This is a genomic window from Corynebacterium sp. UMB8791 (genome assembly GCF_054166365.1).
In genome coordinates this window covers 1-15,948 of sequence record NZ_JBSZCG010000062.1, presented here as the reverse complement: position 1 = coordinate 15,948, position 15,948 = coordinate 1, and the positions used below count along the sequence as shown (strand labels likewise).

The 15,948-nt window shown below is 63.3% G+C and carries 14 protein-coding genes; 2 read left to right on the top strand and 12 right to left on the bottom strand.

The genetic code is table 11. The features are described from left to right. Positions 1-70: 70 nt before the first annotated feature. The 3 genes from rplE to rplN are packed head-to-tail and all read right to left on the bottom strand — an operon-like array spanning position 71 to position 1,337. Positions 71-649, bottom strand: coding sequence for a 50S ribosomal protein L5 (gene rplE / locus ACXIUA_RS01640; protein WP_070363081.1), 579 nt, complete (start codon positions 647-649; stop codon positions 71-73). A 2-nt stretch (positions 650-651) separates the two neighbouring features. After that, positions 652-966 carry a 50S ribosomal protein L24 gene (rplX, locus tag ACXIUA_RS01635; protein ID WP_070363082.1) on the bottom strand — a complete coding sequence of 105 codons (315 nt, stop codon included), beginning with the start codon at positions 964-966 and terminating at the stop codon, positions 652-654. 2 nt (positions 967-968) lie between these two features. Next, complete coding sequence (gene rplN, locus ACXIUA_RS01630) at positions 969-1,337, bottom strand: 50S ribosomal protein L14 (RefSeq protein ID WP_070363083.1); 369 nt, start codon at positions 1,335-1,337, stop codon at positions 969-971. A 256-nt stretch (positions 1,338-1,593) separates the two neighbouring features. Between rplN and ACXIUA_RS01625 the strand changes: the two genes are divergently transcribed. Next, entirely contained in the window at positions 1,594-2,400 is an 807-nt protein-coding gene (locus ACXIUA_RS01625) for a formate/nitrite transporter family protein (RefSeq protein ID WP_288792425.1), read from the top strand. A 99-nt stretch (positions 2,401-2,499) separates the two neighbouring features. Here the strand turns inward: ACXIUA_RS01625 and ACXIUA_RS01620 are convergent, their stop codons facing one another. Then, positions 2,500-4,482, bottom strand: a complete 1,983-nt coding sequence (locus tag ACXIUA_RS01620) for a sucrose-specific PTS transporter subunit IIBC (RefSeq protein ID WP_288792424.1) — start codon at positions 4,480-4,482, stop codon at positions 2,500-2,502. Between the two features lie 69 nt (positions 4,483-4,551). Further along, complete coding sequence (locus tag ACXIUA_RS01615) at positions 4,552-5,856, bottom strand: glycoside hydrolase family 32 protein (RefSeq protein WP_288792423.1); 1,305 nt, start codon at positions 5,854-5,856, stop codon at positions 4,552-4,554. A 23-nt stretch (positions 5,857-5,879) separates the two neighbouring features. Here ACXIUA_RS01615 and ACXIUA_RS01610 point away from each other — a divergent pair, with 23 nt between their 5' ends. Next, a complete protein-coding gene (locus ACXIUA_RS01610) occupies positions 5,880-6,746 on the top strand; it encodes a carbohydrate kinase family protein (RefSeq protein ID WP_288792421.1) in 867 nt (288 codons plus the stop codon). On the opposite strand, the gene ACXIUA_RS01605 is transcribed toward ACXIUA_RS01610, so the two are convergent. From ACXIUA_RS01605 to ACXIUA_RS01575, 7 genes are all read right to left on the bottom strand, one after another. Continuing rightward, positions 6,743-7,786 carry an LLM class flavin-dependent oxidoreductase gene (locus tag ACXIUA_RS01605; protein ID WP_288792420.1) on the bottom strand — a complete coding sequence of 348 codons (1,044 nt, stop codon included), beginning with the start codon at positions 7,784-7,786 and terminating at the stop codon, positions 6,743-6,745. The two genes, ACXIUA_RS01610 and ACXIUA_RS01605, sit on opposite strands and share 4 nt — an antisense overlap. Before the next feature lie 17 nt (positions 7,787-7,803). Next, positions 7,804-9,672: a glutamine--fructose-6-phosphate transaminase (isomerizing) gene (gene glmS, locus ACXIUA_RS01600; protein WP_071572781.1), complete on the bottom strand. Its 1,869-nt coding sequence runs from the start codon at positions 9,670-9,672 to the stop codon at positions 7,804-7,806. Between the two features lie 52 nt (positions 9,673-9,724). Then, positions 9,725-11,227: a SulP family inorganic anion transporter gene (locus tag ACXIUA_RS01595; RefSeq protein ID WP_288792419.1), complete on the bottom strand. Its 1,503-nt coding sequence runs from the start codon at positions 11,225-11,227 to the stop codon at positions 9,725-9,727. A 23-nt stretch (positions 11,228-11,250) separates the two neighbouring features. After that, complete coding sequence (locus ACXIUA_RS01590; protein ID WP_284804090.1) at positions 11,251-12,513, bottom strand: ABC transporter permease; 1,263 nt, start codon at positions 12,511-12,513, stop codon at positions 11,251-11,253. Next, positions 12,510-14,111, bottom strand: coding sequence for an HlyD family efflux transporter periplasmic adaptor subunit (locus ACXIUA_RS01585; protein ID WP_457975951.1), 1,602 nt, complete (start codon positions 14,109-14,111; stop codon positions 12,510-12,512). The genes ACXIUA_RS01590 and ACXIUA_RS01585 overlap by 4 nt, the downstream gene beginning before the upstream one ends. 27 nt (positions 14,112-14,138) lie before the next feature. After that, on the bottom strand, positions 14,139-14,363 hold the full coding sequence (locus tag ACXIUA_RS01580; RefSeq protein ID WP_070363094.1) for a sulfurtransferase TusA family protein: 225 nt from the start codon (positions 14,361-14,363) through the stop codon (positions 14,139-14,141). Continuing rightward, positions 14,356-15,948, bottom strand: a 1,593-nt coding sequence (locus tag ACXIUA_RS01575) for a sulfurtransferase TusA family protein (protein ID WP_070363095.1), incomplete at its 5' end; no start/stop codon positions are given. The genes ACXIUA_RS01580 and ACXIUA_RS01575, both read right to left, overlap by 8 nt.

Genomic DNA, 15,948 nt, shown 5'->3' with positions numbered 1-15,948 from the left:
TCCCCCAAAAGACGTACACCCCCGCAACCCGGTTGGGTCGCAGGGGTGTTCGTCGAAAAGCAGTGACGCGTTATGCGCGCTGCATCTTGCCATCCTTGTCAGCGAACGGGAAGCCGAGGTGGCGCAGGAGTGCGCGGCCCTCGTCGTCGTTCGTTGCGGTGGTGACGACAGTGATGTCCATACCGCGGACGCGATCGATCTTGTCGATGTCGATTTCGTAGAACATCGTCTGTTCGGTCAGGCCGAAGGTGTAGTTGCCTGCACCGTCGAACTGCTTGTCGCTGAGGCCACGGAAGTCACGAATACGTGGCAGAGCAACCGTCAGCAGGCGGTCCAGGAACTCCCACATGCGGTCGCCGCGGAGGGTAACCTTCGCGCCGATCGGCATGCCTTCGCGGAGCTTGAAGTTAGCGATGGACTTCTTCGCGCGGCGAAGCTGTGGCTTCTGGCCGGTGATCGCGGCGAGGTCCTCGAGTGCGCCGTTGATGACCTTGGAGTCACGTGCAGCGTCGCCGACACCCATGTTGACAACAATCTTGGTCAGACCTGGGATCTGCATGACGTTGTCGTACTTGAACTCATCGTTGAGCTTGGTACGGATGTCCTCTTTGTACTGGGTCTTCAGACGAGGGGTGTAGTTCTCAGCCATGCTTAGATGTCCTTCCCGTTCGACTTTGCAACGCGGACCTTCTTGCCGTTTTCGTCGAAACGGTAGCCCACGCGCGTCGGCTTGCCGTCGGAATCCAGGACCATCACGTTGGAGACGTGGATCGGAGCTTCCTGGGTGACAATGCCGCCGGACTCTGCGCCGCGCTCGTTGTAGGAGTTCGCGACGTGCTTCTTCATGCGGTTCACGCCTTCAACGAGAACGCGCTGACGCTTCGGGTATGCCTCAATAACCTTGCCCTGCGCGCCCTTATCCTTGCCAGAGATGACCTGGACCATATCGCCCTTTTTGATTTTCATCCCTAGATCACCTCCGGTGCGAGAGAAACGATCTTCATGAACTTCTTGTCGCGCAGCTCGCGAGCAACTGGGCCGAAGATACGGGTGCCGCGTGGCTCGGTGTCGTTCTTGATCAGCACTGCAGCGTTCTCGTCGAACGCGATGTAGGAGCCGTCCGGACGACGGGTCTCCTTCTTCGCGCGAACGATGACGGCCTTAACGACTTCGCCTTCCTTAACGTTGCCGCCTGGGGCAGCTTCCTTCACAGTGGCGACGATCGTATCGCCGATGCCGGCGAAGCGCCGAACGGATCCGCCGAGGACACGGATGCACAGGATTTCACGTGCACCGGTGTTGTCGGCGACCTTCAGGCGCGATTCCTTCTGAATCACTATTGGTCTCCTGACCTGGGTCGATGTGCGTTAGATTTCCGTCCTATACGCACGTGGTCAATGTCTTCGATGTCTTTTCGCTTGTCGACGGCACCTTCGGCACCGTAGGCGTACATGCCCAGCTCGGAAACGCGCAGAGCAAACACGCAGCAAAGGACAACTGGAACATTAAAGCACGGAAAATTCCCGCCCGCAAACCGTGGCTTTTGATTGTGTGGATTCGTGCCCGGTTCTGACCTTTGGTATGGTCATACCTATGAACTTCGATGGCACACTTGCGGATTCAATCGGCTTCAAGTCGTACCTCTACACCTACGAACTCCCCAAGTTCGCGGTACGCTCCATGCTCGCCGGCATGTTTTTGACGATCATGACGGCATTCGCCACCGTCACCTCCACCCAAGTAGAAAGCAGCGCCCCCGGCTACGGCCGCTTCGTGTTCGCAGCTATCTTCTGTCTCTCGCTGTACGTCATCGTTGTCCTGGGGGCGGAGCTCGCCACCGGCAACATGATGTTCATGACCTACGGCAGCGCCTCCGGACGCCTCCCCTGGCTCAAGGGATTCCTGATGGTCTCCACCTGCACGATCTTCAACCTGCTCGGCGTCCTCATCACCGCCGTGTTCCTGGTCCACGCCACGGCGTTCCAGCCGATCGGGATGGACAGCTTCCTCGCCGCGACCGTTGAGACCAAGCTCGCAAAGCCGGACGGCTTGCTGTTCATGGAAGGCATCTTCGCCAACATCGTGGTCAATATCGGCGTGCTGCTCGCCATCCAAGCTGGCAAGGACTTCACCGCGAAGTTCCTCGCCATCATGCTGATCGTTCCTGCATTCGCCGCAATGGGGTACGAGCACTCCATCGCCAGCTTCGTCGTCTTCTCCCTGGCGGGTTACGGCATCGGCGCCGAGCACTTCGCCGGGTTCACACTGACGAATGGCCTGATGAACTGGCTCATCGTGTGGGTCGGCAACTACATCGGTGGTGGCCTCATCATGGGCGGCGTCTATGCTTGGCTAAACAAGGGCGGCACCCCGGCAACCCCGCTGGCGACACGCCGCTAACCCCCAAGCAGAAAGAAAACGCCCCGTTCCCCGCGAAGGGAAGGGGCGCAACAGAAGCGGCAAACTAATTTATGGTTGTTGCCAGTTTTCCAACAACTTTTATTTTGCTTCTTCGGCTATCTTTTTCGGCTCGACGAAGAAGAGGGCGTCGCCAAACTTCGTGTCTGCAGGAAGGATTCTCGACGCCCCAATCTCCCCAACACGCTTGGTGTTCGAGACAACGACCGGAGTCGTCACTTCGTATCCTGCGTCGCGGATGGCATCGATATCGAACGTCGCGAGGAGCTGGCCTGCTTCCACGACGTCACCTTTCTCCACGTGTGCGGTGAAGTGCTCGCCCTTGAGGTTCACCGTGTCGAAGCCGATGTGCATAAGGATGTCCACGTTCTTGCCATCGGTCCCCTTGGCGCGGATTGCGTAGGCGTGGCCGGACGGGAACGTGACCGCAACCGTACCGGCGACGGGTGCGCGCAGCTCTCCAACCGTCGGCACGATTGCCACGCCGTTCCCCAGCTTGCCCTGGGCAAACATCGGGTCACTGACCGTCGCAAGCGGCACGGCGTTGCCCTCGAGTGGCGCCACGACGTGGAGCGCCTCGTCGGACGCCTCGAGCAGCGCTTGCTCGACAGCGGCATCGGCGGCTGGATCCTCGGTTGCGTCCGGATCGATGCTGCCATGCTTGCCCACCAGGTAGCGCCCGTACCCGTAGGCCGCCACGAAGGCGATCACGAACGTAATGACACCGAGGATCAGGAAGGTCACCATGTCATTCGCGCGGATGGAGACCACGCCGATAAAGCCCGCCGCACCAAGCGCAACTGCCTTGACATCAAAGATCGCAATCAGCATTGCACCAATACCGGCCGCGCCGAGGCCGATAAAGAAGGGCCAGCGGAGGCGCAGGTTGACGCCGAAGATGGCGGGTTCCGTGATACCAAATACGGCCGAGATGCCCGAGGAACCAGCTAGACCTTTGAGCTTTGCGTTGCGCGCCAGGAAGTACACGGCAAGGGCCACTGCGCCTTGCGCGATGTTCGCCATGGAGGCCGTCGGGAAGATGAAGGAGCCGCCCTGATTAAACAGCTCGAGCTCGATTGGCGGGAAGGACTGGTGCAGGCCAGTGATCACGATCGGCGAGTACACCAGACCGAAGAGCAGGCCACCGATTGGGCCACCGAAGTCGTACAGGCTGGAGAGGCCGACAATCAGCAGGTCGCCGAGCCAGCGGACAAACGGGCCGACGGCGATGAAGGTAATGAAGCCCGTAATCAGCAGGGTTGCCAGCGGAGTAATCAGGAAGTCCGCCGTACCCTTCAGACGCTTGTGGAACCACTTCTCGATCGTTGCCAAGATCCACGCGACCGCCAGCACCGGCAGCACCGCACCCTGGTAACCCGCCTGCGCGACTGGCAAGCCGAACAGGTCCCAGAACGGCATCGTTCCGTCGGCAACGGAGTTCGCCACGTCGTAGCCGTTGACCAACGCCGGGTGAACCATCGCCATGCCCATGCCGGCGCCGAGGTATTCGTTGCCACCGAAGCGCTTCGTCGCGGAGTACCCCACCAGCACCGGCAGGAACGCGAACGGTGCGGAGGCCAGCACATTGATGATCTCCGTCAGACCCTGGATCTGCGGGAACATCCCCACCAGGGAGTTCTCCCCGAACAACCCCTCGGCGGTCAGGACGTTGTTGAGTGCCATGAGCAGACCGCCGCCGACCAGGATTGGGATCAGCGGCACGAAGATGTCAGAGAAGACCTTGATGAAGCGCGTAAACCAGTTGCCCTGGTTCGCCGCTACTTCCTTCAGGTCTTCCGTGGAGACGGCGATGCTCTTGCTGGTCATGCCGTTGAGCTGATCAAAGACAATATCTACGTCGCCGGGGCCGACGATGATCTGGAACATGCCGCCGGTTGCGAACGTGCCCTTCAAATCAGGGTCGTTCTCCAGCGTATCCTGCGCAACCTTGTCGACGTCCTTAAGCACGAAACGCAGTCGCGTCGCGCAGTGGGCGACGCCAACGATGTTTTCCTCGCCCCCTACCCCGGCGAGGACCCGCCGGGCTACTTCCTTGTGGTCCATGTGGGAATCCTTTCTCTTCCCACACAGTCAAACATCTATACGGGCATAAATCAGCTTACTTGCGTCCGATTACCCCCGGTTGTGGCCGATTTCACGTACTTCCACAGCGACCCATGGGGCTCCCTCAGTACCGAAGACCGCCGAGGAGAACGCCACTTCCCCGTCTCCGGCAACAACTTCGAGCGCCGCCCCGTCAGCGCACACCACGAGTTCGCCCTGCGCGCACTCGGCGCGGCGCTCGTCACCGCCGACCGTCACGCTCAGCGTTCCACGCCCGGCCTCGCCAGGCCGCCACGCCACGTGAGCACCAACGCCACCGGCATCGTCGACCAGGTCGGCCTCCCACGGCTGTCCCCTGAGAACTTCGCGGTGCACGACCATCCCCGCGGGATCGGCTGGGAGGAGGAGTTCGGTGCGAAGCTGGCCGTCGACAAGTTGGAGCCTGCGAGGCAACGTCAGCTGGTGTACCCAGCCCTCTGCCTGAAGCGTTGGGGTGTCATCGCGGGCAGGCAGTCCCATCCAGCCGAGCAACAGCGCATCGCCATCGCCCTCGGCGACCATCTGCGGCGCGTAAAACTGATGCCCGAAATCGAGCGGGCGAAACTGCGACTCCACGCGAAACCACAGGCCATCAAGCGAACCGACGACGTAGCCGCACTCGTCCGAGCCCGGGTACTGCGGGCACAGCACGAGTACCTCGCGCCACTGCCCCGTCGCGTGGTCACGCATCCGCAGCAGGTTCGGGCACTCCCACATGTAGGCGGCCTCAACGCGCGGGTCCAGCCCCTCGAACTGCAGCGCGCCAGCAAACGACCAGTTCAGCAGGTCCGGTGACTCGTAGAGCACCACCGCGCCGCGCTCCTCCTCACGCTGCGCACCGAGCACCATGCGCCAGGAGCCGTCCTCATTCTGAGTGACGTGCGGGTCCCGGTAGTGGGCGGTAAAGCCGAGGGCTGGGCCGTCAATGAGCGGATTCTCCGGCGCACGGTGGTACACACCGCCCATCGGGCCCTCCAAGTCCTCAACGCGGACCAGGTTCTGCGTGGTCAGGCGGCACCCATCCTCCTTCACGTTGCCGGTGTAAAACAGCATGACCTCACCGTCGTGGACCACGGAGGACCCGGAGTAGCACCCGTGCGTGTCGTACGGGAAGTCCGGATACAGCGCGTCCGGAAGGTGGCGCCACTGGCCCAGGCCCTCCTCACCCCCAATTGTGGTGACGGCGTGGCCCCAACCGGTGCGCTTCGCAGCGTGCGGAAAGCACGGATCATGCTGGTAAAACACGTGGAGTTGGTCGCCGATGAGCGTGACGCCGTTCGGGTCGTTGAGGCGCCCTTGCGGCGGGGACAGGTGAAATGTTGGCCGGTACGTCATGCGACTTAGTCTACGGTGGAACCATGATCACTGTGTACGGCGAAGCCCTCGTTGACCTTGTCCCCCAGGACCGTTCCCCGCTCGCGCCGCTGGTGCCCGCGCTCGGTGGCGGCCCGTTCAATGTGGCCCGTGCGCTGGGCAGACTCGGCGCAGACGTCTCCTTCCAGTCACGGTTGTCTCGCGACAACTTCGGGGAGGCACTCGCCCAATCGCTTCTCGACGCCCACGTGGACCTCACCAACTGCGGTCGCGGGGACGAGCCCACCACCCTGGCTGTCACTGCCCTGGCGGAGAACGGCTCGGCAACGTACACGTTCTACGTCGACGGCACCGCCGACCGCTTCGCACAGCCGGTCCCAGTAAAGGAGGGCTACGCGGTGTTCGGGACCCTGTCCCTGGCGCTGGAACCGGCGTCGCTGCGCTACGCGGAGGCCGCCTCTGAGTCGGCAAAGCACGGCGCGATCGTCTGCCTGGACCCGAATATCCGCCCGGCGTTCGCCTCCGAGAAACACCGCCTGTTCCTGCGGGGGCTGCTCGATTCCGTAACGGTGCTCAAACTCTCCGACGAGGAAGTCGAGTTCCTCGGTGACACCTCCCACGTGCCAGTCGTGGTGACCACGCTCGGCGCCGACGGCCTGCGGGTACGCGCGCCGTTCGGCACGGTCACGGTCCCCTCACCGAAGGTCACGGTCGTGGACACGATTGGGGCCGGCGACACAGTGATGGCGGCGCTGGTCCACCAGTTCGACGCCCGCGGCCTGGACCGCGACGGCCTGCTCGCCCTGGACGAGGAGGAGTGGCGCGAGATCCTCACGTTCGCCACCCGCGCGGCCACGATCACGGTGTCGCGCACCGGCGCAGACACCCCCTTCGCCCACGAGCTGGATTAGGAAGCCGCGTACGCTGGCTCCCACCCAAGCGCCGGCGCGACGTGCTCGGCGAACCCGCGCAGGATCTGCATGCACACGTCCACCCCGGCCTGGTTCGGAACGGTGAGCATCAGCGTGTCCGAGGCCTGGATTGCTGGGTCATTACCGAGCTCCTCGATAAGCTGGTCGGCCTCTGCGGCGTACGTCTTGCCAAACGTGGTGTACACACCACGCTCAATCTGTCCGATCTGTTCCTCGGTATCCAGCAGTCCGAAGAGCCGCTCGGTGTCCTCGTCCACGATCGGAAAGATAGAACGAGAAACAGAAACGCGCGGTTCCCAGTCGTGGCCCGCGTCCGCCCACGCCTTCCGGTAGTGCTGGATCTGTTCCGCCTGCAGCTCCCCGAGGCTGCGGCCGTCGGCTTCCGAAATCAGCGTGGAGCTCATCAGGTTCACGCCGTCGCGGGCAGCCTGCTCGGCGCTGGCGAAGGTACCTGCTCCCCACCACACCCGGCGTGCCGCACCCTCGGAGTGCGGCAGTACCGCAAGCGGGCTGGCAGGCGGGTACATCTGCGGGTACTGCTCCTCAAGGGATGCGGCGAGCGCCATCGGGTCCCCGCGCAGCGCGGAAATGAAACGCTGGAAATGTGCACGCGCCAGGTCAGAACCGTTCGCGGCCTCCGACTCGTAGCCGAAAGCGCGCCACCCCCGGTCCGCAGGCTCCGGTGACCCGCGGGAGACGCCGAAGGCAAGGCGGCCGTCGCTTAGCAAATCGAGCGCCGCGACGTCCTCCGCGAGCTGCAGCGGGTTGGCGTAGCGCATATCCACGACGCCAGTGCCCACTTCAATGTGCTTCGTCGCCGACGCCATCGCGCCGAGCAGAGCAATCGGAGACGCGAACTGCGGCGCGAAGTGGTGCACGCGCACGTAGGCGCCGTTGACACCAATCGCGTCCGCCTGGCGCGCGAGCTCCACAGTGTCCTGTAGCGCCTCGCGGGCGGTCATCCCCTGACGTCCGGGCGGTGCGTAGTGGCCGAATGAAAGGAACCCAAACTTCTTCATGCGGCCACTCTAGCGCGCTACTCCACCGTGACGGACTTCGCCAGGTTGCGCGGCTGGTCCACGTTCAGGCCACGTGCCTGCGCAACGGTGCAGGCGAAGATCTGCAGCGGGATCGTCGACAAAAGGGGCTGCATGAGGCCGGCCGATTGCGGGATGCGGATCACGTGGTTGGCGAAGCGGTTCACGTCTTCGTCGCCCTCCTCCGCGATCACGATGGTGACGGCACCACGCGCGCGGACTTCCTGGATGTTCGAGACAACCTTGGCGTGCAGGTTGTGGCGCGAACGCTTCGACGGCACGATGACGAACACCGGCTGCCCCTCCTCAACCAGCGCAATCGGGCCGTGCTTGAGCTCGCCTGCGGCGAAGCCCTCGGAGTGCAGGTAGGCGACCTCCTTGAGCTTCAGTGCCCCCTCGAGCGCGACTGGGAAGCCGACGTGGCGGCCGAGGAAGAGCACCGACTTCGCGTCGGCGAGCTCGCGGCCAAGTTCCTGGATTTCTGCCTCGTTGTCCAGGATCCACTGGATCTTCTCCGGCATCTCCTCCAGCTCAGCAATGATGGTCTGGATTTCGTCGGTGAACTTGTTGCCGCGAACCTGCGCCAGGTACAGCGCCAACAGGTAGGACGCCACGATCTGGGAGATGAACGCCTTCGTCGACGCCACTGCGATTTCTGGGCCAGCGTAGGTGTACAGGGAGGCGTCGGCCTCACGAGGGATGGAGGAGCCGACCGTGTTGCAGATCGCGATGACCTTCGCGCCCTGCTCGCGCGCGTGACGCACCGCCATGAGGGTGTCCATGGTCTCGCCGGACTGCGAAATTGCTACAACCAGGGTGTTCGGGGTGACGATCGGGTCGCGGTAGCGGAACTCGTGCGCCAGTTCGACCTCCGTCGGGATGCGGCACCAGTGCTCAATCGCGTACTTCGCCACGTGCCCCGCGTACGCAGCGGTACCGCAGGCCACGATGATGATCTTGTCGACGCTGCGCAGCACGGACTCGTCGATACGTAGTTCGTCGAGCGTGAGCTTTCCCTCGGCGTCGAAGCGGCCGTAGAGGGTGTCGCGAACGGCGGCCGGCTGGTCGTGGATCTCCTTCGCCATGAAGGAATCGAACCCACCCTTTTCTGCGGCGGTGACGTCCCACTCGACGCGGAACGGGCTGCCCTCGGCATGGTTGCCTTCGAAGTCAATGATGTCGTAGCTGTCGGCGGTCAGGGTAACGATCTGCCCGTTGTCCATCTCCACCGCGTCGCGGGTGAACTCGATGAAGCCGGAGACGTCAGAGCTGAGGAAGTTCTCACCCTCGCCCAGGCCGATCACCAGCGGTGAGTTCCAGCGCGCCGCAACGATACGGTCCGGGAATTCCTGCTCGATGGCCAGCAGCGTGAACGCGCCCTCGAGTCGCAGGGCGGTCAAGCGCATTGCCTCGGTGAGGTCCTTGTTCGCCTCAGTATTGAAGATGTCCAGCAGCAGCGTGGCTGCTACCTCGGTGTCAGTTTCGGAGCGGAACGTGTAGCCCTTCTCGCTCAGCTCAGCACGGAGTGCCGCGAAGTTCTCGATGATGCCGTTGTGCACCACGGCCAGTGCGCCGTCGCCGACGACGTGGGGGTGGGCGTTGGCGTCGGTAGGCCCGCCGTGGGTTGCCCACCGGGTGTGCCCGATGCCCAGGTTGGAAGGCGCAAGCGGCGCCTCTGCGATGGCCTGCTCTAGGTCCGCGACCTTGCCTGCCTTCTTCCTGCACGCGATGGTGTCGCCCTGCATGACTGCTACCCCGGCCGAGTCATAACCGCGGTATTCGAGCCTGCGAAGCCCATCAATAATGACGGTGAGGGCGTCGTGCTCGCGTGCACGCTCGCCACCTATGTATCCAACGATTCCACACATGGGGCGAATTTTACACGCGGCGTAGTTCCTGAAAAAGTGACACCGCCGAACCCTATCCCAGCGAGCCCGTGAGCTTGCTGTGAAACTCCGTGGTACTCGGGTTCATGCCGATGAAGCGCACGTGCTTGCCGCGCTCTTCGTATTTTTGTTCAATGCTGTCGAGCGCCGCGACCGTCGACGCGTCCCACACGTGCGCGCGGTGCAGGTCCACGACAACCTCCTCCGGGTCCTCCGAGTACATGAACAGAGTGGTCAGGTCGTTGGAGGAGGCAAACAGCAGCTGGCCGGACACCACGTAGTGGGCCACGCCGTCGACAACTTCGCGGGTCACTTCCACCAGGTGGGCGACGTTTCGCACGAAGATGACCGACGCCACAAGCACACCCACCACGACGCCGATAGCCAGGTTGTTCGTCGCCAGCACCACCGCAACCGTGATCAGCATCGTGACGGTTTCCGAAGCCGGCAGCTTGCGCAGCGTGCTCGGCATCACCGAGTGCCAGTCGAACGTGCCCACCGACACCATCACCATCACGGCAACCAGCGCAGCCATCGGGATCATGGCGACGTACTCGCCGAACGCGAGCATCAGAATCAGCAGGAACGCGCCCGCCAGGAAGGTGGAAATCCGGGTGCGAGCCCCGGAGACCTTCACGTTGATCATGGACTGGCCGATCATGGCGCAGCCACCCATCCCGCCGAACAGGCCGGTGGCAATGTTCGCGACGCCCTGCCCCCAGCTCTCGCGAGTCTTGTTGGAGTGCGTGTCCGTGACTTCGTCAATCAGCTTCGCGGTCATCAGCGACTCCATCAGGCCAACAAGCGCCACGCCGAGCGAGTACGGTGCGATGATCCGCAGCGTCTCCCAGGTCAGCGGCACGTGTGGGATAAAGAATTCGGGCAGGCTGCTCGGCAGCTCGCCGCGGTCCCCGACCGTCGGCACGGGTGCCTTCGTTGCGACTGCGATGAGCGTGACCACCAGAATCGCAATGAGCGGTGCCGGGACCGCCTGCGTAAACTTCGGCATCACCACCATGATCACGATGGCCAGCGCCAGCAGCGGGTATACCGCCCAGTGAATGCCGATGATTTCGGGCAGCTGCGCCACAAAAATGAGGATCGCCAGCGCGTTCACGAAGCCGATCATCACGCTGCGCGGCAAGAAGCGCATCAGCGTTGCGACGCCAGCTACCGCCAACACAATCTGGAACACCCCGGCGAGCATGATGGCCGCCACCATGTAGTCGTAGCCGTAATCCCTCACCAGTGGCGCAATCACCAGGGCGACTGCACCGGTGGCGGCCGCGATCATGGCGGGGCGCCCACCCGTAATCGCGATCACCATCGCCATGATGAAGGAGGAGTACAGCCCGATCTTCGGGTCCACTCCTGCGATGATGGAGAAGCTGATCGCCTCTGGGATCAGCGCCAGCGCCACAACCAGCCCGGCGAGGACCTCCTTCGTCAGGATGCGCGGTGTCTTCAGCGCTGTCGCCACTGATGGCTCGGGCTTGTACCGGCGCGTGTTTTCCGTGGTCAGCACGGTGGCTGCCATATGTGTCACTCCAAACGTTGTTGTTATTCGTAGCGCAGGGCTTCGATCGGGTTCATTCTCGAGGCGCGGTTGGCCGGGTAGTAGCCGAAGAACAGGCCAATCAGCAGCGCGAATACCAGTGAGAGTAGCACTGCCGAGATCGGAGGAAACACGAAGGCGTTGAGCAGCAGGGCGCCCAGCATGCCGAAGCCCGCGCCCACGACCACGCCGAAGAGCCCGCCGATGAGGCAGACGATCATCGCCTCGGTAACAAACTGCGTGCGGATCATCCGACGCGTCGCGCCCAGCGCCATGCGCACACCGATCTCACGGGTGCGCTCCGTCACGGTAATCAACATGATGTTCATCACGCCGATACCGCCGACGAGTAGCGAGATACCGCCGATTGCGGAGACCACCACGCTCATCATGGTCAACGTCTGGTTGAGCTGATCGATGTCACGCTTCATGTCGGCCACTTTCCCCTTGTAATCGGGGTCATCCTCATAGGCGCGGTCCGCCCACGCCTGGACGTCCTTGGCCACCTGATCGGTGTCGGCGCCGTCCGCGACGCGCACGCTCACGTTGTCCACGCCAGGCACCGGCGTGCGCATCATGTCCGGCTGCACCGTGTACGGCACCGCCATCATCGACTGCGAAAAGTCCCCGACCAGCACTCCCTGCTTCTCAAAGTGCCCGTACGCGCCGACCACCTGCACCGAAGCGTACTGCCCACCGATGTCCAGCTCGACTTCCTGCCCGATCGCCGAATCGGGGTCGTTATTGAACAGCTGCTCCACAACCTCCGGCGAGACCACCGCCACGGCGCGGTTCGCCTCAATGTCGTCTTGGGTCAGAAATCGCCCGGCGGTCAGCGGCAGGTTCTGCATCTCCAGCTGGTCAGCGTTGACAAAACTCACCATCGTGGTGCCGTGCGCCAGCCCGCGTGTCGCCTGAGCTGTCGAGCTATCCAACTCAAACGCGATACCCTTCGCCCGCGTCCCGAGTTCGGCGCGCAGGTCCTCGATCATGTCGGGGGTGAGTTTCGAGGCGTCGTCAATTTCTTGGAACATGTAGCGGGCGGCCTCGCTGTCGTCCTCCTGGCGGGGCTTGACTTCAAGGTGGACGTCGTGAATGCCGAACTGCTCCAGGCTGTCCAGCGTCTGCTTCTGCATCGCCTTACCCAGCGTCATAATCGCAATCACCGAGGCGATGCCAATGATCACCCCGAGCAGCGTCAGCGCCGAGCGCATCTTGTTCGCCCGCAGGCTCACCGTAGCGAGTCTGACAGATTCGCGCGGGTTCACTCCTGCTCCTCAACCAAGGTCACGGTGGCACCGACGCGTTCGCGATACTCGGCAGGTTTGTTCAGCACTCGCGTCCCCTTCTCGACGCCCTCTACGACCACATCCGAATCCGACACAAGCCCAACCTTGACCGCCGTCTTCACGACTTCGAACTTGTCCCCGTCATCCTTCGGGCGAAGCGTGTACACCGAGTAGCTGCCATTCTCGTCGACGACGGCCTCCCGCGGCACAGCGAGCGCGTCCTTCGCGGACTCCGTGGTGATCTGCGCCTTGGCCGTCCCGCCGATCTTCAGGCCCTCGGTATCACCCAGAACCTCGATCTCCACGGGGAACTCCGGGCGCGCCGCCTGTGCCGACGCCCCCTCCGCCGCGGGCTGCGCTTCCGCAACCGAGGAAACATCCAGCACACGGCCCTTGAACTTCTTTGCGCCGGTGCCAGGCGTGGTGAACGTGACGGCGTCGCCCGGCTTCATCTTCGCCGAGTCCAGCTCCTTGACGCTCGCGCGCAGCACCAGCCGGTTCGGGTCCGCCACCGAGAGCAGATAGCCCGTCGGCGTTTGCCCCTGCTTCACCGCTACCTCCGCGACCACACCCGCGATCGGAGCACGCACCTGGCCCGACGCCACATCGACCTCAAGCTGCGCGATTGACTGGCCAGCTGCCGCCTGCGCCGCCTGCACCCCACGCTGTGCCTGCTGCACAGCCGCCGCCTGGGAATCGAGCTGCTGCTGGGCGGCAAGCTTCGCCACCTCGAGCCCAACCGCAGCCTCCGCCTTCGCGTCAAATGCCTGGGCAACCGCGCGCTGCTTCGCCGCAAGATCCGCATCGGTGTCGTTGAGGGCGGCGTCGTACGCCTTTTGCGCCGCAGAAAGGTTGTGCTTCGCGCCTCGGTAGCGTTCGTCGGCCTCCAGTTTGCTCAGCAACGGCTGCACAGCATCGTCTTGCGCCATCCCAGATTGGAAGATGCCATGGTTGCCGCGCACAGACTCCAGGGCCGCCGTCAGCGCGTCACGACGCGCCGAGTCCACGCCCTGCGCCTGCGTGAGCAGCGTGCTGTCCAGGCCCGCCGCAACTGCCTTCTTTCGCTGCTCGAAGACTGCGGTAGCCTCCTGCAACTGGCCATCAGCCTGGCGAAGCGCCGCCTCCGCCTGCGTCACCTGTGGGTTCAGGCCACGCTGCATCGCGTCGCTCGACTGCTGGTAGGCCTGCTGGGCCTGCTCAAGCTGGTTCTGCGCCGCGACATCCGCCGAAATCTGCTGTGCCCGCTGCGTATCAATCTCACGCTGGACCCCCGACGTATCCAGGACCGCGACGACCTGGCCCGCCTCGACACGCTGTCCCACCTTCACGTTCAGGGCTGTGACCGGGCCGGTCAGGTGCGTCGTCAACGCGGTCACCGTGGCAGCCTCCACCGTCGCGGTGACCGGCACTTTGGCAGCAACATCACGAGGAGCGAGCTCTGTCGTATCAGCTGCCATGACCGGCTGACCGCCCCCAAACCCGCACGCAGCGGTAGAGGCAAGAATACAAAGCCCGAGCCCCACGGTGGCAAGGGTCCGGGAAACGACATGGTTCGTTCGGCGCAGTCCTTTATTCACAGCGCTAAGGATAGCCGAAGTTTCACATCAATCAGAAGTTTTACGGATATAAAACTCCGGGTGATCCGCGCGCAGCAACGTGTTGCCAGTCAGGCCGCACCAGGCACGAATATCGATATCGATCGCCTCGTTCGTGGACCGCAAGTGCAGCACTTCCCCGTCCTTGATCTGGTCGCGGAACAAGAGGAAGAGGCGCACCAGGACATCACCGCACGCGATGTCCTGGGCGTCCCAGTAATGATCCTCATGCATTGCGGCGTGCCATCACGTTGTCGCGGGCCTGCACAATGAGCGCGAGCTGCTGCTCAGCCAAGTTCGCGGCCACGATTGGGTTATCCGCAAACGTTGCAAAACCGCAGTCCGTCGAGAAGACCACTCGGTCAGCTCCGAACGTGTCCAGGGCGCGCTCGATGCGCTCCTCCACTGCTTCGACCGGCTCCAGCTCCTGGAGCTTTTGGTTCAGCACGCCAACGCAGATGCGCTGGTCGTCGCGGATTCCCTCGAGGGCTCGGATATCGCCGGCACGTGGCGTCGCCAACTCCATGGACAACATACCCACGTTCAGCGAGGCGAACAGCTCAACGAACGGAGCGTAATCGCCCGTCAACGCCGCGGACTCATCCGTGGTCCAGTTGCCGCGGCACACGTGCAACGCCAACCGCTCCTTCGGCAGCCCCTCAGTGAGCTCATCGAGCAACGACTTCGCGAACTCCAGCTCCTCATCCACCGTGCCCTCCAGGCCGTCGAGCGCGCCACACATAAACGTGCGGCCGCCCCCGCCTGCCTGCCCGTACACGACTTCAGTAAGCACCGGCTCATCGATCTGCACCAGCGACGTTCCCTTCGCCAGCAATTCGTGGAGCTCCTCGCGTAGCACGCGAACGATGTCTTTCGACATCTCCTCGCGGTTCTCGTACGCGCGGTCGGAGACACACTCCATCCACATCGTGCGCGTGAGCAGGTACGGCCCTGGCAGGCACACCTTCACCGGGCGGTCGGTAAGCTGCTGCACAAACTCAACCTCGTGCGCAACCAGTGGCTTATCGCGACCAAGCGGGCCAAAGACCGCCGGGTGGCGCACCTCGCCCGCCGGGACGTCCAACGCGCGAAGCTCGCGCTCGAACTCCTCAGGGTCATCCACGTACGGCAGCAGGTCTGTAATCGGGATCAGCTGGCAGTTCTGCAGACGCCCCGCGACGAAGCTCGAGTAGTTGTCGCGTCGCATTTCACCATCCGTGACGACGTCCACTCCGGCCCGCTCCTGCGCCGCAAGCACAAGGCGCACTGCGTCGTCGGCTGTGGCCTGGAACGTGCCTTCATCCATCCGCTCTTCGAGGTGGCGGTGCAGCGCATCCAACAACCACGGAGACCGTGGCCAAGAGCCCATCGTCAGCACAGATCCCGCCGGAATCTCCGGCGCGGGAGCTGGCTCAGGCAGTTCCTTGGCGATCGTCGGCTCCACGACCTCCTGCGTCACCGGCATCTGCGGGCGCTTGCGCGGCCCCTTCTTCTTTTTCGGGCGCACAGCCTCGGGAGCGGCCGGGATATCAGCAACCTCCACGGGCTTCGTGAACGCCCCCTTCGACACAAGGAAGCGCCACCGCTTGTGCTCTGGCTCCTCAACCACGTTGACCAGGTCGTTGCCAGTCAAGTTACACCAGGAAGGCAGGTCCACCTTGACTGTGGGGTCGTAGGAGATGATCTCCAGCAGCTGGCCAGACTCGAGCGGATCGATGTTCTTTCGGATCAATAACAGCAACCCGTTACCGCAGTCCAGATCGCCACCGTCGAAGCTGGCGTCTGGGGCGTACGGGTGCAGATTCTCGGACTGAGACAT